Origin of the sequence: Psychrobacter sp. FDAARGOS_221 (genome assembly GCF_002313155.2) — a bacterium.
Lineage (GTDB): Bacteria > Pseudomonadota > Gammaproteobacteria > Pseudomonadales > Moraxellaceae > Psychrobacter.
On sequence record NZ_NWFK02000001.1, the window covers coordinates 2,211,429 to 2,228,674 of the forward strand.

Sequence of the window (17,246 nt, forward strand, 5' to 3'; positions counted from 1 at the left end):
ATGAAAGCGGTCATCTAAGCTATTGAGATTAGCCACTATACTGGTAGCAGACGAATTATTCTTCGCCTTTATCTTCTTCACCACCTTGCTCTGTAGCAGGTACGTCAGCAGCATCCACTTCTTCTTCAGTATCTTCGTCAACTTCTTCAACAGTTGGTGCCTGCATGTTAACTACAGTGCGGTCAACTGGCTCATCAACGTCAAGTTCGAATAAGATAACACCTTCAGGCAATTGAATGTCTGTTAAGTGTAGTGAATCACCAATTTCTAGGTTAGATACGTCAACTTCTAGATATTCTGGAAGATCTTGTGGTAGACATACGATTTCGATGTCAGTAACAAGTGTAGATAAGATACCACCCGCTTTAATACCAGGTGCAGTTTCACGGCCAACATAGTGAACTGGGATGTTCATGTTGATCTTCTGACCTTTAACAATGCGCTGGAAGTCAGCATGCATTGGGAAACCTTTTGATGGGTGACGCTGTAGATCTTTAATAACCGCTAGATGCTCTTCGCCTTCAAGAGTGATGGTCAAAATGTTTGAGAAGAATGCTTCGTTCTCAAGCAGTTTCCAAAGCTCATTGTTTTTAATAGCGATAGCTGTAGGCTCTTCGTTACCACCATAGATAATGGCTGGTACTAAGTTTTGCTTACGCAGGCGGCGGCTCGCACCTTTGCCCTGCTGATCTTCGGTACGGGCAATGCCTTTTACCGTATATAGTACATTACTCATAAGAGTATCCTTGATTCAATAATTTGGTTAGATGATGTGCGCTAACAATGTTTGCGACCAACATCGTTAAAGCAGCATCGTATGGTTTTTCCCTTCATCTGTTTACTATGCAGCGCTTATAAACAGCCGACTATTATTTAAAATATTAGGAGGCTTAAGCGCTTAATAGGACAGGACATAATGGTCGCCAGTCCTAGCCAGACGCAGAAAGGCAGTATTATACGTGTAATAGGCGATAAAATCTAGTACAAAAAAACCGCTAACCATAAGGATAGCGGTTTTTAGTATTGATTAGTCAGTGTCTAGCAAGTAATGATGTCTGATTAGGTATTGATAGACTCAAACATAGCACTGATAGATTCTTCGTTATTAATACGACGTAAGCTTTCAGCTAACAATGGTGCGATAGTCACCTGACGGATCTTTTCACACGCTTTAGCTTCATCAGTTAATGGGATGGTGTCAGTGACGACCAACTCATCAAGGACTGATGCGCTAATGTTATCCAATGCTTTACCTGATAAAACAGGGTGAGTGATATAGCCTAATACGCGGCGTGCACCATTGTCTTTCAGTGCTTGCGCAGCTTTACACAGAGTACCTGCGGTATCTACCATGTCATCAACAATCACACAGTCACGATCTTTCACGTCACCGATGATATGCATCACTTGTGATTCGTTCGCACGGGCACGACGTTTATCGATAATGGCCAACTCAGTGTCACCTAACTCTTTTGCCATCGCACGCGCACGGACTACGCCGCCAACGTCTGGCGAAACAACCATTAGGTTTTCATAACCTTGCTTTTGCAGGTCTTTTAGTAACACAGGGGTACCGTAGATGTTATCTACTGGGATATCGAAGAAACCTTGGATTTGGTCAGAATGCAAATCAACGGTCATGACGCGGTCAATGCTAACGATGTTAAGCATATCAGCCACTACTTTAGCCGAAATAGGCACACGTGCTGAACGCGGACGACGGTCTTGACGGGCATAGCCGAAATAAGGCATCACAGCGGTGATACGGCCAGCGCTAGAACGACGCAATGCATCAGCCATAACCATGATTTCCATCAGGTTATCGTTAGTAGGGGCGCATGTAGGTTGTAGGATGAAGACGTCTTTACCACGTACGTGCTCTTTGATCTCTACAGCGATTTCGCCGTCAGAGAAGCGCGTGACATCAGCACGGCCAAGAGGAATGTGTAGGTGATCTGCGACAGTTTTTGCCAGTTCAGGGTGGGCATTACCCGTAAAAATCGCCAGATATGGCATGGTTCAAGTCCTATTTATTTGACTTAACAGACAGAAGGAGCAGTAGAGACTGCACAAATAAAGAAGAAGGTTGAACGTTTAGAAAATGGCAGGGGTAGCTGGACTCGAACCAACGGATGTCAGGATCAAAACCTGATGCCTTACCAACTTGGCTATACCCCTGTAACAGACTAACCTTATCAAGAAGTCTTATGCTTGTATTAACTTAGCATGTCTTCTGATAATTTACTACCAAAATATTAATAAATGGGCTTACTAATATTTTGATACTTTTGCTGATCGTTTTCTTGATTTCGTTCGAGGCGAACTATACCGAAAACTTAGTAGATATGTCAACAAACTCAGCCGTTTTATTTTAATTTAAAGCAACTGAGCCTTTGACGAATATGGCAGGGGTAGCTGGACTCGAACCAACGGATGTCAGGATCAAAACCTGATGCCTTACCAACTTGGCTATACCCCTTTATGGGCGAGTTATTATACACAATAATTTCGCCATTGCAACTGTTTTTCAAGATAAATCTAAAAGAACTTATTTTTAGATCAAAACAAGCGCTTTAATACTGATATTTTAAGGCCATAAATAGTGACCGTATCAGATTTATCTCAGTACAACTTGAGTGAACAAGAATGTTTTGGCTTGTTTGTTTAGCCAATATCTCATCACTCATTATTAGTGCTGTTTTTTTAAGCTTTTAGACTATACATCATATGGTGCTTCGTTGGAATCACTATTTAAGTATTTATTGCAAAAATTTAGGCTTAGCGGCTAAGTCACTGGCTAAAGACTGATTAGCCAGATAAAGATTGAGTAAATACATAGCCACAAGGCGGCGGTGAGGTGTATATGACGTGCTGTCTCACCGCCTCTAATTTGTCAGCTGGTATCGGTAAGTAGACACAACTGCCGGTGCCGGTCATACGCGCGCTGCTACCGGTTACAGGCTGTAATTGCTTCAGGTAATGCAAGGCATCTGCAATTTGCGGCACTAAGTCTGTGACTACAGGCTCAAAAACGTTGCAATAGGGCAGCTGTAATCCATCTAAATAGTCTGCTTGCGATGCGGCAATATCAGCGGTCGCAATAGAGGGCATATCACGGCGCAAACTGGGGTGCTGAAATAGACCTTGGGTTGAGGCGTGTGCATCTGGATGTAATAACAAAAAATGCTGATACGGCAGGTCAATGGCGGTGAGTTGTTCTCCAATACCTTCGGCAATCGCATCTTGTCCAAAGATAAAAATCGGCACATCAGCACCAACAGTTGCACCGATTTTGATCAAATCTACAATTTCTACTGCCTCGTTAAATGAGCGATCCTCTAAATGACTGCCCCAAAGCTGATTTAATGCAATCAAAGTAGTCGCGGCATTCGATGAGCCCCCGCCTAAGCCAGCGCCTGCCGGTATCTGCTTATTAAGCTTAACCGCTATCACTGGTAGAGTGTCTGGGAGTGTGCCAACTTGATGAGCATTTGCTTTGATATGCTCTAACAAGGCGATGGCTGCCTTGGTAATCAGGTTGTCTGCTAGGTTATCGGTAACCGCGACATTGCTGTCTAGGGTCAACGGCAAATTATCGTCGTCGATAGCTTGGTGCGGATTAAAGGTGTGAGAGGTTAGCGCAAAGTCTAATTGATCGCCCCAGTCCAATAGCCGAAACACGGTCTGCAAGTTGTGATAACCATCAGCACGCTTACCGGTAATATGCAAAAATAAATTAATTTTGGCAGGTGAAAACAAGCTCAAGCAGGTATTTGGCATCATAAGGGCATCACATTAAGCAGACTGTCTGAAAATAACGGACTAGGGCAACGGTTTGTCAGTAATAAAAATGACTAACTATTTGGCATGTTCAATGGTCATCACGACTTTATGACCGTCAGTACGAGCGACCTTAATTCGGTTCGGACGTTGGTCGGTAGCATTATTAGATAGATAGTTAAAGCTGGCGGTCCAGTCGCCATTTTGGCTGCTTAGCAAGCGTCCGTTTTGATCTAATTGACTGTTGCTGTCTGAAGGCGCAGGGCGACCTGATATCCAATAGCGTAACTGAGAAATGGGTGCTTGCCAGCCTGTGGCGCGTTGTAGCAGCTCTTCTGGCGAGCTGGCGGTAATTTCACCAGTGCGCTCACTGACCAAGGTCGCGGTAGCACCATTGTATTGAATGGTGGTTTGACCGATGCCTAAAGCGCCGGTAATGTCGATAGCGAAGCGGTTGTCTTCTTGAGCCCAGACATAAAAAGCACTGCCTGATTGCGCATTACTGGTTTCAGTTTTGGGCGTGGTGACACCGATTTTGCCACGGATATTAAACTGTTGTAACAGTTCAGGATAGGCGGTCTGATCCGTCGCCAGAATAGGGCTAGTGTTATCCGCTGCCATATGCTGAGTAGTCTGACAACCGGTTAAGGCAAGCACAGAGCTGGCCAATACCATAGCAAGTAAGTTTTTGCTTGGTTTATTAACGCTACTTGTTGGTAGTTTTTTTGAAGTCAGTAGCTCTAAAGTAGAAAGTGCGGTCATGATAATAAAAGTCCTTATTTATATGTTCTAAATGGCTATGTGTTTTAAGTAGTTATATGTATTAAGAGATTATATTTTTTAAGGGATGGTGTGTTTTAAAAAATCAAGTCATCTAAATAGCAAAAGTATGATTAGCGTTGATATTTTTGTTAGTCATTTAGTACTAGTGATCACCAATAATCATTAATATTATCCATCAAAGCTATTAATCAGTATTCGACTAGTAAGATTGTAGACGGTCGCTTAAATCCTGTTGCCCAACCGCAAATCGCTGCTGAATGTCGTTAAACAGGTTAATCACCTTATCTTCTTGCTGCATGCCTTGATACGCACGCAGTAACAAGATACCGGAATCTAAGGTTGGTGATATGCTATAAGTGTCTTCTAAATAGGCGATGACATCCTCATAACGAGCCTCAGATAAAGCGTCTGCTGCAACAAGGTTTAAGGCAGCCAGATAGTTGTTTTGATCAAATTGTGGAGAATTAAACGGAATATCTAACACCGTCTGCGCCAAAGTCAGGGCTTGCTCGACGTCTCTTTCACTGTTTGATTCAAACAATAAGGTCGCCAACGCAATCAGATAGTTGGGATCTTCAGGATTAATCAAAATCAGTCGATCTAATAAGCGGCGCTTTAAAGCTGCGTCTTTGTCATTGTCTAATAATTGTGCGCGAGCGAACAACAGCTTGGTATCGTCTGGGTAGCGACGGTTGGCATCGGCCAGCACCTTGTTCGCTTCGATGAGTTTGTCTTGCTGGCGCAAAATTTCAGCCTGCATAATGGCGCTTTCTGGTGCATATACCTCAAACTGCTGACTAAACTTGGTTAACGTTTCTAGTGCCTGTTCAGGATTACCTTTTAATAACTGGATAGATACCAGCTTCTGACGGGCTTGTAATACCAAGCTTTCTTGCATCACTTTTGATAAAAAGCGTTCGGCACGCTCATACTTTTGCTGACGCTCAGCGCTGATGCCCAAGTAGTAATAAGATTGGTCAATATAAGATGGTGACGACGCTAAACCAGACAGCAGCTCATCGGCAGTGTCATAGGCCTCGATATCGATACTGACTAGCGCAGCCAATAGGGTTACTTCATCATCATGAAACAGATCATGCGCTTTAATCAATAAGTTCCAAGCGTCTTGGGTTTGTCCAAGCTCGAGTCGATAGCGAATCTCGTATAGATACAATGACTTATTGTCTTTGAGTCGTTTACGTTCACCACTGACGTATTGCAGCACCTCACGGTCAGGCTCAAGCTGCTTTAAGATGTCGCTCTTTAAAACGATAAACGCAGCATTGTCTGGCTTTGAGCGTAACGCGCGGTTGATACTGACCAACGCGATGTCAGGTTGCCCAAGCTGCGACATCAGACCTGCCTGCATCACCAGTAGCGAAGGATTATCATGCTTAGGCAGCGACAACAAGGTCTCAAGCAATAGACGCTGATCTTGGTCGGTGGTCGGATAAATACCGATTAGAATTTCACTTAAGTCGGCTTGCGGGTCATAGTCTAATATTTGGCCCAGTACATCGCCTGCTAAATCATAGTTGTTGGCTTTTAATGCCAAATGCGCCACATAAAATAGGGCAGGGATGTGCTCTGGATTTTGCTGCTGCCACTGCAAGGCAAACTCAAGCGACTCTTCAGGCATATCGTATAGCAGCGATAGCTCTAACGCCCGCTCAAATACAGTGGTCGATTCTTTTTTAAACGATTCTTGCTTATAAATTTTCAGCGCGCTATCGATGTCGCCTCTATCTACCATAAACTCAGCTTGCATCACGTTCAGTAAGCTAGGGCGTTCGGCAGTTAACGCTAAGCGATCATTATTGGTTGTGGCAGGGTGGCTCGCTGCATTAGGATCGAGTGAGGCCTGCTCTGTAAATAGACCCCCTGATTCAGGCAAGTCTTCTTCTGCTTCATTGTCATTTTTACTAACCAAGTTAATAAAAGGCGATAGCACCCAGCGAATTGGGTCCAATACACTGGCATTGGCGGTTATCGAATGAGTTGCCATACCAGTTAAGCTAAGCAGTAGACACAGTCTTATTAAGCGCTGGCGGGTGTTAGTTAGCTGTCTTTGATATTTGAATGGTCTTTGATGCTTGCTCTGTACTGAATGACGCAAGCGACGAGTACTGCCCCAGACGTTAGACTTTGTTTTAGCGGTTGTCTGAAACTTGAAAGCTGCGTTTGACTGTTTTGATTGGGTGCCGGTTTTAGTCTTTATTTTGAACAAGGACGCTTTTGGTCGAACACGGATGGTGTCAACTTGCTTGGTCTTTCGTTTAGACGGATGAAAAAAACGCAACAAAAGCAGTCCTTTTGGTCTGGTAAATCGTCAGGTAAAAAAACAGCTAATAAAATACAGCGACAGAACAGCTAAATCAAAGACAATCTTGTTGTTATTTTATAGCGGCTGCATGAGATTATTTTTTTCTATCCCACAGCCAATCAGCCAATGTATTCAACGCAGTATGATTGCCAAACTGTTGATCGATACTGGTCGTGGCGTCATCAAACAAAGATTTGGCATAATCCGTGGCTGACTCGACACCCATGAGCTTAACATAAGTTGACTTATTAAGTCCCTCGTCGCTACCGGTAGGCTTGCCCAATACATCTGTGTCTGAAGTGACATCAAGGATATCGTCTTGGACCTGGAAGGCTAAACCTAAGCTGCTGGCAAACAGGCGTAAGGCTTGTAGCTGCTCTTGTGTGGCATCGGCGCAAACTCCGCCCATTAGAGCTGACGCTTCAATCAATGCACCAGTTTTATCGCGATGGATGGCCTCTAGCTCATCTTGGGTGACTTGCTTATCTTCTGCATTTAAGTCCAGCATTTGCCCAGACACCATGCGTCTGGCTCTTGGGGCAAACGCACGAATAAGCTTCGCAGCGTGGGTGTCAGAGATAGGCTCAAAACCAGCCAAGTCTGCGCTGAGTGCCTCAAATGCTAAAGTTTGTAATACATCACCTGCCAATAACGCAGTCGCTTCGCCAAACTCAATATGGCAAGTCGGGCGGCCGCGGCGTAAGTCGTCATCGTCCATACACGGCAGATCATCATGAATTAAAGAATAAGTATGCAGCAGCTCAACTGCCAACATAGCTCGTCGGCAGCTGTCATTTAAGCGGATAGTGGTTGCTGAATCGTCTGAGTCAGTCGATGATGACAGCACGCTATGATAGGCACTCGCTACCAGCAGGGGACGTACCTTTTTACCCGCACCTGTCATGGCATAAAAACAGGCCTCGTTTAAAGGACTGGGTAATGCCGCATGAGTGAGTAATTGTTCAATATCGGCTTGCAAGGTAGTGATGACTTGCTGACTAAAATGATCAAAAGTGCTGTCACGGTTGATCTGGGAATTGACGTGCTGGTTTGTCATAAACTGGGGCTCGATACAGATGGGGTAAAAGTTTCAAATTAATTTTAAATAAATAAAGGTCTAACTTAATGGGTTGTTGTAAACGGTTGCTAACAGCCTTAACACTTTGGACCGCGTTGAATAGACTCTATATTTTATAGGTTACGCTATATAGGTTTCATATGTTGAGCAAACGATTAACTATATGTTGTTGATTGCTTATTATAAATGATTGGCATCAATAAGTGGTTGTGTGCTTGTTATCAATGTCAACTTTTATTAATCATTTATGTTGATGGCATAGATAAGGCCGGCAAGATTGTATCTATTTTCTAAAGATATCCATTACCTAAAAGTTACCAATTGGCTACGTGAGATATTTTGACATTATAGGAACACCGCTTCACTATAGACAATATATGACCTATGAGTCAGCTATTGCGCTGTGACAGCAAGGGGTTAAATCCCATACACTAACCGACGTAGAGATTGTAGAGTGCAGATGATGAGGCGTAAATTATATAATATTAACTTCATACAGCCTCTGTATGATTGCTCTGTACTTGATGCAGTCAACCAAGCGGGTTTGTTCTTAATCCAACAAAAACTATGATAATGGTGACTTAACGACTTTTAGACGTAAGTTACTCTTTATATTGTCAGCTCATTGTACTTATATTTATTGTTTCAATGTACGGTAAGTTATTAGTCCAATACACGGTAAGCTATTGATTCATTGTACGATAAGCAAGTGTAAGCTACGACAGGCGAATGATGACAACATTAAGCGCGTTCACAATAACAAGGAGATTTACATGATATATCAAGGTAATCGCATTACGGTATCGATGTTAGAAGATGGCATCGCCAATATGCAGTTTAACGCTGAAAATGAAAGCGTTAACAAGTTTGATGCCGAAACCAATCAGCAGTTTACAGAAGCGGTTGCTGCTCTTGAAAAAGCAGCTGATAGCATTAAAGGTCTTGTTGTGACCTCAGGCAAGGGCGTGTTTATCGCTGGTGCTGACATCACAGAATTCGTTGGTCACTTCCGTAAAGAAGAAACTGAAATCAGAGACTGGATCGTTGAAATTAACGGTGTATTCAACCGTTTTGAAGACCTACCATTCCCTAAAGTTGCGGCTATCAATGGCGCAGCACTAGGCGGTGGTTGTGAAATGACTCTAGTTTGTGAATACCGTGTGATGGGCGAAAAAGCGCAAATCGGTCTTCCAGAAACTCAGCTAGGTATCTTCCCAGGCTTCGGTGGTAGTGTTCGTACGCCACGTGTTATCGGTATTGACAACGCATTAGAGCTTATTGCAACCGGTAAACCACAAAAACCAGCTCAAGCGCTTAAATTAGGCTTGGTTGATGCGGTTGTTGCACAAGATGACCTACAAGCAGCCGCTGTTGATCTAGTCAAAAAAGCCATTGCTGGCGATTTAGATTGGCAAGCCAAGCGTGAAGAGAAGCTACAGCCTGTTAAATTAAATCAATTAGAGCAAGCGATGGCGTTCAACAGTGCCAAAGGCGCTATCTTCGCTAAAGCCAATCCTAAACAGTATCCAGCCGTTGCTATTGCGATTCAAGCGATTGAAAAGCATGTAAACATGGGTCGCGATGAAGCGATTAAAGTAGAAGCAGCACACTTTGCTAAAGCAGCGAAAACACCACAAGCTGAAAGCTTAGTGGGTCTGTTCTTAAACGATCAAACCGTTAAGAAACTAGCTAAACAGCACAGCAAACAAGCGCACGACATCGATGAAGCAGCGGTACTTGGCGCTGGTATCATGGGTGGCGGTATTGCTTATCAAGCGGCTTCAAAAGGCCTGCCAATTATCATGAAAGACATCAAGTCTGAGCAATTAGACTTGGGTATGGGCGAAGCCAGCAAGCTATTAGGTAAGCAAGTTGAGCGTAAGAGAATGACTCCAGCTCAAATGGGTGAAACGCTAAGCCGCATCCGTCCTACTTTAAACTATGGCGACTTTGGTGAAACGGATATCGTTATCGAAGCCGTTGTTGAAAATCCAAAAGTAAAACACGCTGTATTAAAAGAAGTAGAAGGCCTAGTAAAAGAAAACGCTATCTTGGCATCTAACACTTCAACCATCTCTATCACTCATCTAGCGACTGTGCTTGAGCGTCCAGAGAACTTCGTGGGTATGCACTTCTTCAACCCAGTACACCGCATGCCATTAGTTGAAGTTATCCGTGGTGAGAAATCATCAGAAGAAGCAATTGCAACCACTGTTGCGCTAGCTCAGCGTATGGGTAAAGTGCCTGTTGTTGTAAACGACTGCCCAGGTTTCTTAGTAAACCGCGTATTGTTCCCATACTTCGGCGCGTTTGATCTTCTATTAAAACAAGGCGCTGACTTTGTTCATGTTGACAAAGTAATGGAAAAATTCGGCTGGCCTATGGGTCCTGCCTATTTAATCGACGTGGTTGGTCTAGACACTGGCGTACACGGCGCAGAAGTAATGGCAGAAGGCTTCCCAGATCGCATGAAGCCAGACTACAAAGGCGCTATCAAGCATCTGTTTGAAAACAACCGTCTGGGTCAGAAAAATGGCGTTGGCTTCTACAAGTATGAAAAAGACAAGCGTGGCAAGCCTAAGAAAACTGCAGACGACGCCACTTATGAGCTACTAAAAGCGACCACTGATGGTGATACTCAACAGTTTGAAGATCAAACCATCATCGATCGTATGATGCTAGCATTCTGTAACGAGACTGTTCGCTGCTTAGAAGACGAAATTGTAGCCACTCCAGCAGAAGCGGATATGGCGATGATTATGGGGGTTGGCTTCCCTCCATTCCGTGGTGGTCCATGCCGTTACATCGACCAAGTTGGCCTTGATAACTACTTAGCGCTATGTGAGAAATATGCTCACCTAGGCAAAGCGTATGAAGCGCCACAGAAAATCCGTGATATGGCAGCGGCTGGCGAAACGTTTTACCCAAAAGCCTAATACGATAAGCTTGGGACGATTAAATAATTAATTAGTCAACTGATGCTGTGATATGCCTTATTCGTGCATGACTCAACAATGAGCAGCAGCGTCAGTTAGGCTAAACGATAAAAAATTCAAGGAGTATTACATGACAACATTAAGTCCAAAAGACGTGGTCATCGTAGATGGCGTGCGTACCGCAATGGGTAAATCTAAGAACGGTATGTTCCGTAACGTTCGTGCTGATAGCATGTCAGCTGAACTGGTTCGCGCTTTAGTTAAGCGTAACGACTTTGACACTAATGACGTTGAAGATATTATCTGGGGCTGTGTTAATCAGACTCTAGAACAAGGTATGAACATTGGCCGTAACATTGGTCTATTGGCTGATATCCCAAAAACGACTGGTGGCCAAACCGTTAACCGTCTGTGTGGTTCATCAATGCAAGCGCTACACACTGCTGCTGCTCAAATCATGACCAATCAAGGTGATGTATTCATCATCGGTGGTGTTGAGCACATGGGCCACGTGGGCATGATGCATGGTATCGATATCAACCCTGCGGCCTCTAAGCACTATGCTAAAGCCTCTAACATGATGGGCTTAACTGCTGAAATGCTAGGTCGTATGAATGGCATCACGCGTGAGCAGCAAGATGAGTTCGGTGTTGAATCACATCGCCGTGCTTGGGAAGCCACTCAAGAAGGTCGTTTTGACAATGAAATCGTTGGTATCGAAGGTCATGACGCTGAAGGTCGCCTACAGCTTTGCACTGTGGACGAAGTAATCCGTCCTGATACTACGCTAGAATCATTAGCGAAATTACGTCCAGTATTCGATCCAGCAAACGGTAGCGTAACCGCTGCGACCTCTTCTGCATTATCTGACGGTGCGTCTGCAATGCTAGTGATGAGTGCACAAAAAGCGAAAGACTTAGGTCTGAAGCCACGTGCTCGTATCCGCAGCATGGCGATTGCTGGTTGTGACGCGGCTATCATGGGTTATGGCCCAGTACCAGCCACTCAAAAAGCACTAAAACGTGCTGGCATGAGCTTAGATGACATGCAAACCATCGAGTTAAACGAAGCGTTTGCTGCACAAAGCTTAGCTGTATTGAAATCATTGAACCTAATGGACAAGCAAGACATCGTGAACGTTAACGGTGGTGCTATTGCTCTAGGTCACCCACTAGGTTGTTCAGGTGCACGTATCACTGTGACGCTATTGAACGCGATGGAGCAGATGGATACTGAAATTGGTCTAGCCACTATGTGTATCGGTCTAGGTCAAGGTATCGCTACTGTGATTGAGCGTGTTTAATCGCTGATTAGATAAAATATTAAGAGGGTTGCGTTTATCCTCTTATATTAAAAAGTGCCTCTAGCTAATGGTTAGAGGCACTTTTTTTTAATTTAAAAATAGACTGGTTATAAGTTACAAAAACTGCCAATAAATAAAGGTCATCACTGGCACGCCGATTAATAAGCTGTCCACTCGATCCAAGATGCCGCCATGCCCAGCAAGCATGGTGCCTGTGTCTTTAATACCATGACGGCGCTTAAAGCTAGACTCAAACAAATCTCCAATAATGCCGCTAATGGCCAAGAAATAAGCCATCATAAAGCATTGAATCACTGAAAAAGGCGTTAGCCATAATCCGAGCAAGGTTGCCAATGAGGCAGATAGCAGGCTGCCAAATAAAGCACCTTCGATGGTTTTATTCGGGCTTAGTGTCGGTGCCAACTTTCGTTTGAAAAATCGCCCACCAAGCCAGCGGCCACACAAATACTGTGCAATATCGTTAAATTGACTGGCAAAAATGACAAATAAGAACATGCCTGCCTGCTGACGGACAAGCGTAAGGTGCGCCAAAGCCATCAGGCTGATAATCAGATAAATAAAGGCCACACACAGTCCAGTGTCAACCCAGGTCACACGTTGCCACCAGTTTGCCAAACGTTTGCTGCGATTTAGTTTTTGCGCTGTACTGCTTGAATGAATGCTGTTGTTTGAATGAATACGGCTGCTTGATTGAGCAGGGGCAGGCTGTACATTGAGACTTTCAAGCTTTTCGACAAAGGCGACTTTACTTTTTGAGCGCCATAATCTGGATATTTCGAATAATCCACGTACCCCAATAATAGCGAGTAGCAGATCAATCGCCCACCAATAAGGTCTGTGGCTACCATCGGTATCGGTTATTCCAGATAAATAAAAGCATAAGAATAAGGCAAACAACATCCATAGCCAAGAACGGACAATTAGATAGATTTTAGGCAGTTTTTGGCGGTTGTTGGGTAGGGCTAACAGTATCCAGACGATAAGATTTATCGTTAAAATACTGAGCATGAAGAGGGTGTTGGGAGTCCATGTCATCAGTTGATCTCAATTAGTTTTGGTGCAGATAAGCCTAGTATAACTAAAATATTTGACCCTATGCGCTTTATGTGAATTAATAGAAAAGATGCTTAAGTAGAAACGATGCCATGCTAGGTTAAATTATTTAGGCTGTATCATTTATTAAAGTAGACTTATTTAGATTCTTTTTCCTATCAAGGTTATTGGGCGTTAGATGCATAATAAAAATAACAGACGAACCAAAAAGCCTAACAAACATAAAATACTATCTTTTAAGCAAAGGATATTAAATTCTTTAAGACCTAATAAAAGAGCAGAATCGAAGAAAAATGACAACAACAAAAGTCAAAAAAGTAGGCTTAAATCAACGAAATCCAATAAAAAATATCCTGAAAAAGTACGGGACCAATCGGCATTCATCATAAAGCTAACGACTGTTTTTATTCCTTATGTGCTTGTTGGCATTGTCTCTATTACGCTATGTATTTTATGTCGATATTTATTTGATATTAGGTGGGATGTTTTAGACATAAGCGAGCTTTGGTGGGACTTCATAATCCCTATTGTTATCACAACTGCACTTCTAGTCATATTGTTACGCCCTAGATATACCTTTTTAAAAATAGGCTCAGCAAGCAATAGTGCCACTATCATCTTTGTCATCATGATCATAAGTATCATACTGCCAGCCATGATGGGGCAAGCTTATCTATTAGATAGAATGACTAATATTGTTAATGTTCAGACGATAGGTGAAGTAGCTCAATACCCTGATGAGACTCATTTTAAGGTTAATGCTGATCAGCAGGTCGATCCAAAACAATTCTCATATATTGTAAATTATAGAGAAACTAAATCGCGCTATGATTTTTTCAAAAAAGATTACGAAATGACTTTATTTGTCGTCGCTCCTTTTAAGGAAGCAACAAATATTTGGCTGACTGGTTTTTATGATAGAAGTATCAGCTACTCTCTTAGCGAGCAGCAACAGCTAGATGAGGCGAATGCGTTTTTTAGACAGTCTAAAGCGGATTTTTTTAAGCATAACAACCAAAATGTTAAGTTTTATAAAAAGCAGGAAAATATCAGTAGCAGTTCTCAATCTGTCTATATGAAAGCAATCAAAAGTAGCTCAGTGCCAATAACGACCAAACCTATATTGTTAAAGCCATATTATATTTCACAGCAGGAACTAATGGCTAACACGCTTCGCAGTTTTTTCTATCTCTATTTTATTGGTTTAGCTATGACTGCTTTGATTGTTTTTTCAGCAAAAATTGATATTAATTATGATGTTTCTCATTAGAATGATGTAAGTGTATCGTTGTTATAACAACGAAAAGCTTTCATCTTTTAGATTATCAATCATTGTATTGTGCTAGAAAATATCAAGGTATACCGATGATTCCAAAACATAACACCACTCTAAAAGTTGCACTAATATCTGTAATTGGCTTGAGCGTAGCGCTATTTGTACACAGCAAAGTGTCGACAACACAAGCAAATGATAATAACAGTGAGTTTGTTGAAAAGTCGTCGCTTATGCCGCCATAGGTATTAACCGGTAACGTAAATAAGACGTTAGAAGAGTTTAGCTTTACTGCAGACAACGGTGAGGTCTATCATATCGCTGACCCAGGTCATTTGTTAGATAAGTTAGCCAAAGATAGCGGCAGAACGCACTCTCTTTATGAGTTAAAGGATGTGCGTATTAAAGCAATGATAAGTCAGACTGGTAACTATGGACATATGGGTTACTATCAGTATCAGCTAACCGTAACCGATGTTTTAGATAGCAAAGTGTAAGAGGTGGTAAGAATATTTGACCACACCCACTTTATGTGACTTAATAAGGATAAGATATTTATCTAGTTTTATAACCGACACAAGGAGTGTGTTATGTCAAAGACCATCACTACAGACAAAACGTATCGCATCATGCGAGATAATGCGCAAGCAATGGTTATTGATGTGCAACAAAAGCTTGCACCGCATATCTATCGTAATGACGAAATCATTAAAAAAACAACCACTTTAATCCAAGGCTTACAGCTATTGGGCGTGCCTATTGTGCTAAATGAGCAATACAAGAAGGGTTTGGGCGAAACCGTTTCTGAAGTCATGGACGTATTAGATACCAGCAAAGCCAAAGTCATTGAAAAGGTGACCTTTAGTGCCTGTGATAACGATGAGGTATGGAACCATATTGCGCAGCAAAACCGCACCTCGGTCATCGTCTGCGGCATCGAAACCCATGTGTGCGTGATGCAGACCGTGCTTGATTTGCTCGATAACGGCATGCAGCCGGTGGTCATTGCTGATGCCACTGGATCACGCAGTGCTTATGATCGTCGTCAAGCCATTCGCCGAATGCGCCGAGCTGGGGCGGTTATTACGACCACAGAGGCGATATTGTTTGAGCTGTGTCGATCAAGTAAAGACCCAGCGTTTAAGGCGATTAGTCAGTTGATTAAATAAAACCAACCTGCTCAACCCATTAAACACAATCAACCACAGCTCATTTTTAAAGTTAATTTTCAAAGCTAATGTTGTAGAAAGCCGTGATGGATAACATATCCATCACGGCTTTTTTTAAATAGATTGCTTGATAACAGAGCCTCTATATCGAGTTTGTCGGTACCCGATAAGATAACGGTTTGTCACGTATTTTTAGTACCAAAAAGCTGGCCAAAGCCACAGAGATAATCAACACCCAGCCAGACAGTGCCCAACTATTGGTCATCACTTTTACTCCTTGCATAGACAATACCATCACCACACCGCCTAAGTTACCCATTAGCATCAGCATGGCAACCGCTTTAGCCGCTTGTGACGGATGCACCGTGTCTTCTGCAGCAGCAATCAATAATGGATAGCCGGCCAATAGGAAAAAGCCCAACACAAAACTGATAATAAGGGTGGTCGTGCCAGAGCTTAAAAACAATAAGGGGTAGGTAGCTAAAGCACCTACTAAAGTGGCAATGATCAAAAAAATACGTCGTTTGTGCAGATAGTCGGACAGTAGCGGTATAATCAGTGCGCCTAAGATGCCGCCAATGATCAACATGGCCGTAATCACACCTGCAGTTGCTTCATCAATACCACGGGGTTCGAGAATAGGCGCAATCCAGTTGCTGAGTCCATTAAAGTAGCCCATCGCAATAAATATAGTTAATGAAATCAGCCATAAACGTTTGTTTTTCAATAACGATTCAATCTCGTGTAATGAAATGGCGTCATCATGTTTTTGCGGCTTTTCTGCAACTACTAACAAGAAAAAAGCGACTGCAATGGCGGTCAACGCCATATTAAGCATCAGCATCCCGGAGAAGCCAAACAGCTCTATTAAAGGGGCGGAGGCAAATGCGCCCAAGGCAGTGGCTAAGAACATCACGCCCATAATCACCCCGGTGACGGTTGCCAGCTGTGATTTGTCGAACCAGTCTGTAGTGACCTGATTGATGGCATTAGTGATGTAGGGCTGAGCAATAGCAATCAGCAGCTGCCCAGCAAATACAATCCAGTAGCTATCAACGCCAAGCCAACGTATCACTGAACCGACAAGCATTAATACAGCGGCATAGCTGACGACCTTTTTGTAGCCGTGGTTATCCAGTATTTTGCCAGAATGAATGGCGAGTAATACAAACACGATTGGGAATATCAAGGTGAGCAGATTGGCAAAAAATTCATTCACCCCAAAGTGGGCCTGAGTGCTAATAATAATGGTCGCAAAGCTTAACCACAAAAACTGATTAATGCCTAGTAATAAGGCAAACCCAGCGATAATGAGCCATCTGTTATGGTGTTGTTTACGCGCACCTAATAACGGGCGCTTGGTTGATGATGCGGGTTGAGTGGTGTGGGGGTTGTCTGCGGTTACGGCAAGATTTTGCGCAGCAGACGGATTTTGGGCAATAGGGCGGTTTGGCATCGACGACTCCTTGTCTGATTGATAGCCATGCCATTAGTATGAGCCTGAATAACCGTTAAAACAACTGTTAA

12 protein-coding genes and 2 tRNA genes are annotated in these 17,246 nt (G+C 43.1%); 4 read left to right on the forward strand and 10 right to left on the reverse strand.

Translation table 11 applies throughout. The annotated features are described in order from the left end of the window. Positions 1-55: 55 nt before the first annotated feature. The 8 genes from A6J60_RS09300 to A6J60_RS09335 form a co-directional block, all read right to left on the reverse strand. Complete coding sequence (locus tag A6J60_RS09300; protein ID WP_096065747.1) at positions 56-736, reverse strand: 50S ribosomal protein L25/general stress protein Ctc; 681 nt, start codon at positions 734-736, stop codon at positions 56-58. 323 nt (positions 737-1,059) lie between these two features. Further along, positions 1,060-2,016 (reverse strand): ribose-phosphate pyrophosphokinase, encoded by a 957-nt coding sequence (locus A6J60_RS09305; RefSeq protein ID WP_096065748.1) that lies wholly within the window; start codon positions 2,014-2,016, stop codon positions 1,060-1,062. Between the two features lie 86 nt (positions 2,017-2,102). Then, positions 2,103-2,178, reverse strand: a tRNA-Gln gene (locus A6J60_RS09310). Between the two features lie 225 nt (positions 2,179-2,403). Beyond that, positions 2,404-2,479 (reverse strand) — tRNA-Gln (locus A6J60_RS09315). Between the two features lie 329 nt (positions 2,480-2,808). Beyond that, positions 2,809-3,783: a 4-(cytidine 5'-diphospho)-2-C-methyl-D-erythritol kinase gene (gene ispE / locus A6J60_RS09320; RefSeq protein ID WP_096065749.1), complete on the reverse strand. Its 975-nt coding sequence runs from the start codon at positions 3,781-3,783 to the stop codon at positions 2,809-2,811. Positions 3,784-3,858: 75 nt separating this feature from the next. Beyond that, positions 3,859-4,455, reverse strand: coding sequence for a lipoprotein insertase outer membrane protein LolB (gene lolB, locus A6J60_RS09325; protein WP_096066540.1), 597 nt, complete (start codon positions 4,453-4,455; stop codon positions 3,859-3,861). 307 nt (positions 4,456-4,762) lie between these two features. Next, positions 4,763-6,865, reverse strand: coding sequence for a tetratricopeptide repeat protein (locus A6J60_RS09330; RefSeq protein WP_227526107.1), 2,103 nt, complete (start codon positions 6,863-6,865; stop codon positions 4,763-4,765). Between the two features lie 115 nt (positions 6,866-6,980). Next, complete coding sequence (locus tag A6J60_RS09335; protein ID WP_096065750.1) at positions 6,981-7,943, reverse strand: polyprenyl synthetase family protein; 963 nt, start codon at positions 7,941-7,943, stop codon at positions 6,981-6,983. A gap of 794 nt (positions 7,944-8,737) precedes the next feature. Here A6J60_RS09335 and fadB point away from each other — a divergent pair. Further along, complete coding sequence (fadB, locus tag A6J60_RS09340; protein WP_096065751.1) at positions 8,738-10,900, forward strand: fatty acid oxidation complex subunit alpha FadB; 2,163 nt, start codon at positions 8,738-8,740, stop codon at positions 10,898-10,900. A 130-nt stretch (positions 10,901-11,030) separates the two neighbouring features. Continuing rightward, a complete protein-coding gene (gene fadA / locus A6J60_RS09345; RefSeq protein WP_096065752.1) occupies positions 11,031-12,203 on the forward strand; it encodes an acetyl-CoA C-acyltransferase FadA in 1,173 nt (390 codons plus the stop codon). Between the two features lie 114 nt (positions 12,204-12,317). Here the strand turns inward: fadA and A6J60_RS09350 are convergent, their stop codons facing one another. Next, entirely contained in the window at positions 12,318-13,259 is a 942-nt protein-coding gene (locus tag A6J60_RS09350; protein ID WP_096065753.1) for a phosphatidate cytidylyltransferase, read from the reverse strand. A 196-nt stretch (positions 13,260-13,455) separates the two neighbouring features. Here A6J60_RS09350 and A6J60_RS09355 point away from each other — a divergent pair, with 196 nt between their 5' ends. Both A6J60_RS09355 and A6J60_RS09360 read left to right on the forward strand, forming a co-directional pair. Continuing rightward, on the forward strand, positions 13,456-14,547 hold the full coding sequence (locus tag A6J60_RS09355; protein WP_096065754.1) for a hypothetical protein: 1,092 nt from the start codon (positions 13,456-13,458) through the stop codon (positions 14,545-14,547). Between the two features lie 593 nt (positions 14,548-15,140). Continuing rightward, positions 15,141-15,719 (forward strand): isochorismatase family protein, encoded by a 579-nt coding sequence (locus A6J60_RS09360; protein ID WP_096065755.1) that lies wholly within the window; start codon positions 15,141-15,143, stop codon positions 15,717-15,719. A 142-nt stretch (positions 15,720-15,861) separates the two neighbouring features. Here the strand turns inward: A6J60_RS09360 and A6J60_RS09365 are convergent, their stop codons facing one another. Beyond that, positions 15,862-17,175 carry a CynX/NimT family MFS transporter gene (locus A6J60_RS09365; RefSeq protein ID WP_096065756.1) on the reverse strand — a complete coding sequence of 438 codons (1,314 nt, stop codon included), beginning with the start codon at positions 17,173-17,175 and terminating at the stop codon, positions 15,862-15,864. Between the last annotated feature and the right edge of the window lie 71 nt (positions 17,176-17,246).

Excerpts from the sequence above, each read along its gene's own strand:
- lolB (WP_096066540.1), bottom strand. The coding sequence starts at position 4,455 with ATGGTATTGGCCAGCTCTGTGCTTGCCTTAACCGGTTGTCAGACTACT.
- A6J60_RS09335 (WP_096065750.1), bottom strand. The coding sequence starts at position 7,943 with ATGACAAACCAGCACGTCAATTCCCAGATCAACCGTGACAGCACTTTT.
- ispE (WP_096065749.1), bottom strand. The coding sequence starts at position 3,783 with ATGATGCCAAATACCTGCTTGAGCTTGTTTTCACCTGCCAAAATTAAT.
- fadA (WP_096065752.1), top strand. The coding sequence starts at position 11,031 with ATGACAACATTAAGTCCAAAAGACGTGGTCATCGTAGATGGCGTGCGT.
- A6J60_RS09305 (WP_096065748.1), bottom strand. The coding sequence starts at position 2,016 with ATGCCATATCTGGCGATTTTTACGGGTAATGCCCACCCTGAACTGGCA.
- A6J60_RS09360 (WP_096065755.1), top strand. The coding sequence starts at position 15,141 with ATGTCAAAGACCATCACTACAGACAAAACGTATCGCATCATGCGAGAT.
- A6J60_RS09350 (WP_096065753.1), bottom strand. The coding sequence starts at position 13,259 with ATGACATGGACTCCCAACACCCTCTTCATGCTCAGTATTTTAACGATA.
- fadB (WP_096065751.1), top strand. The coding sequence starts at position 8,738 with ATGATATATCAAGGTAATCGCATTACGGTATCGATGTTAGAAGATGGC.
- A6J60_RS09300 (WP_096065747.1), bottom strand. The coding sequence starts at position 736 with ATGAGTAATGTACTATATACGGTAAAAGGCATTGCCCGTACCGAAGAT.
- A6J60_RS09365 (WP_096065756.1), bottom strand. The coding sequence starts at position 17,175 with ATGCCAAACCGCCCTATTGCCCAAAATCCGTCTGCTGCGCAAAATCTT.
- A6J60_RS09355 (WP_096065754.1), top strand. The coding sequence starts at position 13,456 with ATGCATAATAAAAATAACAGACGAACCAAAAAGCCTAACAAACATAAA.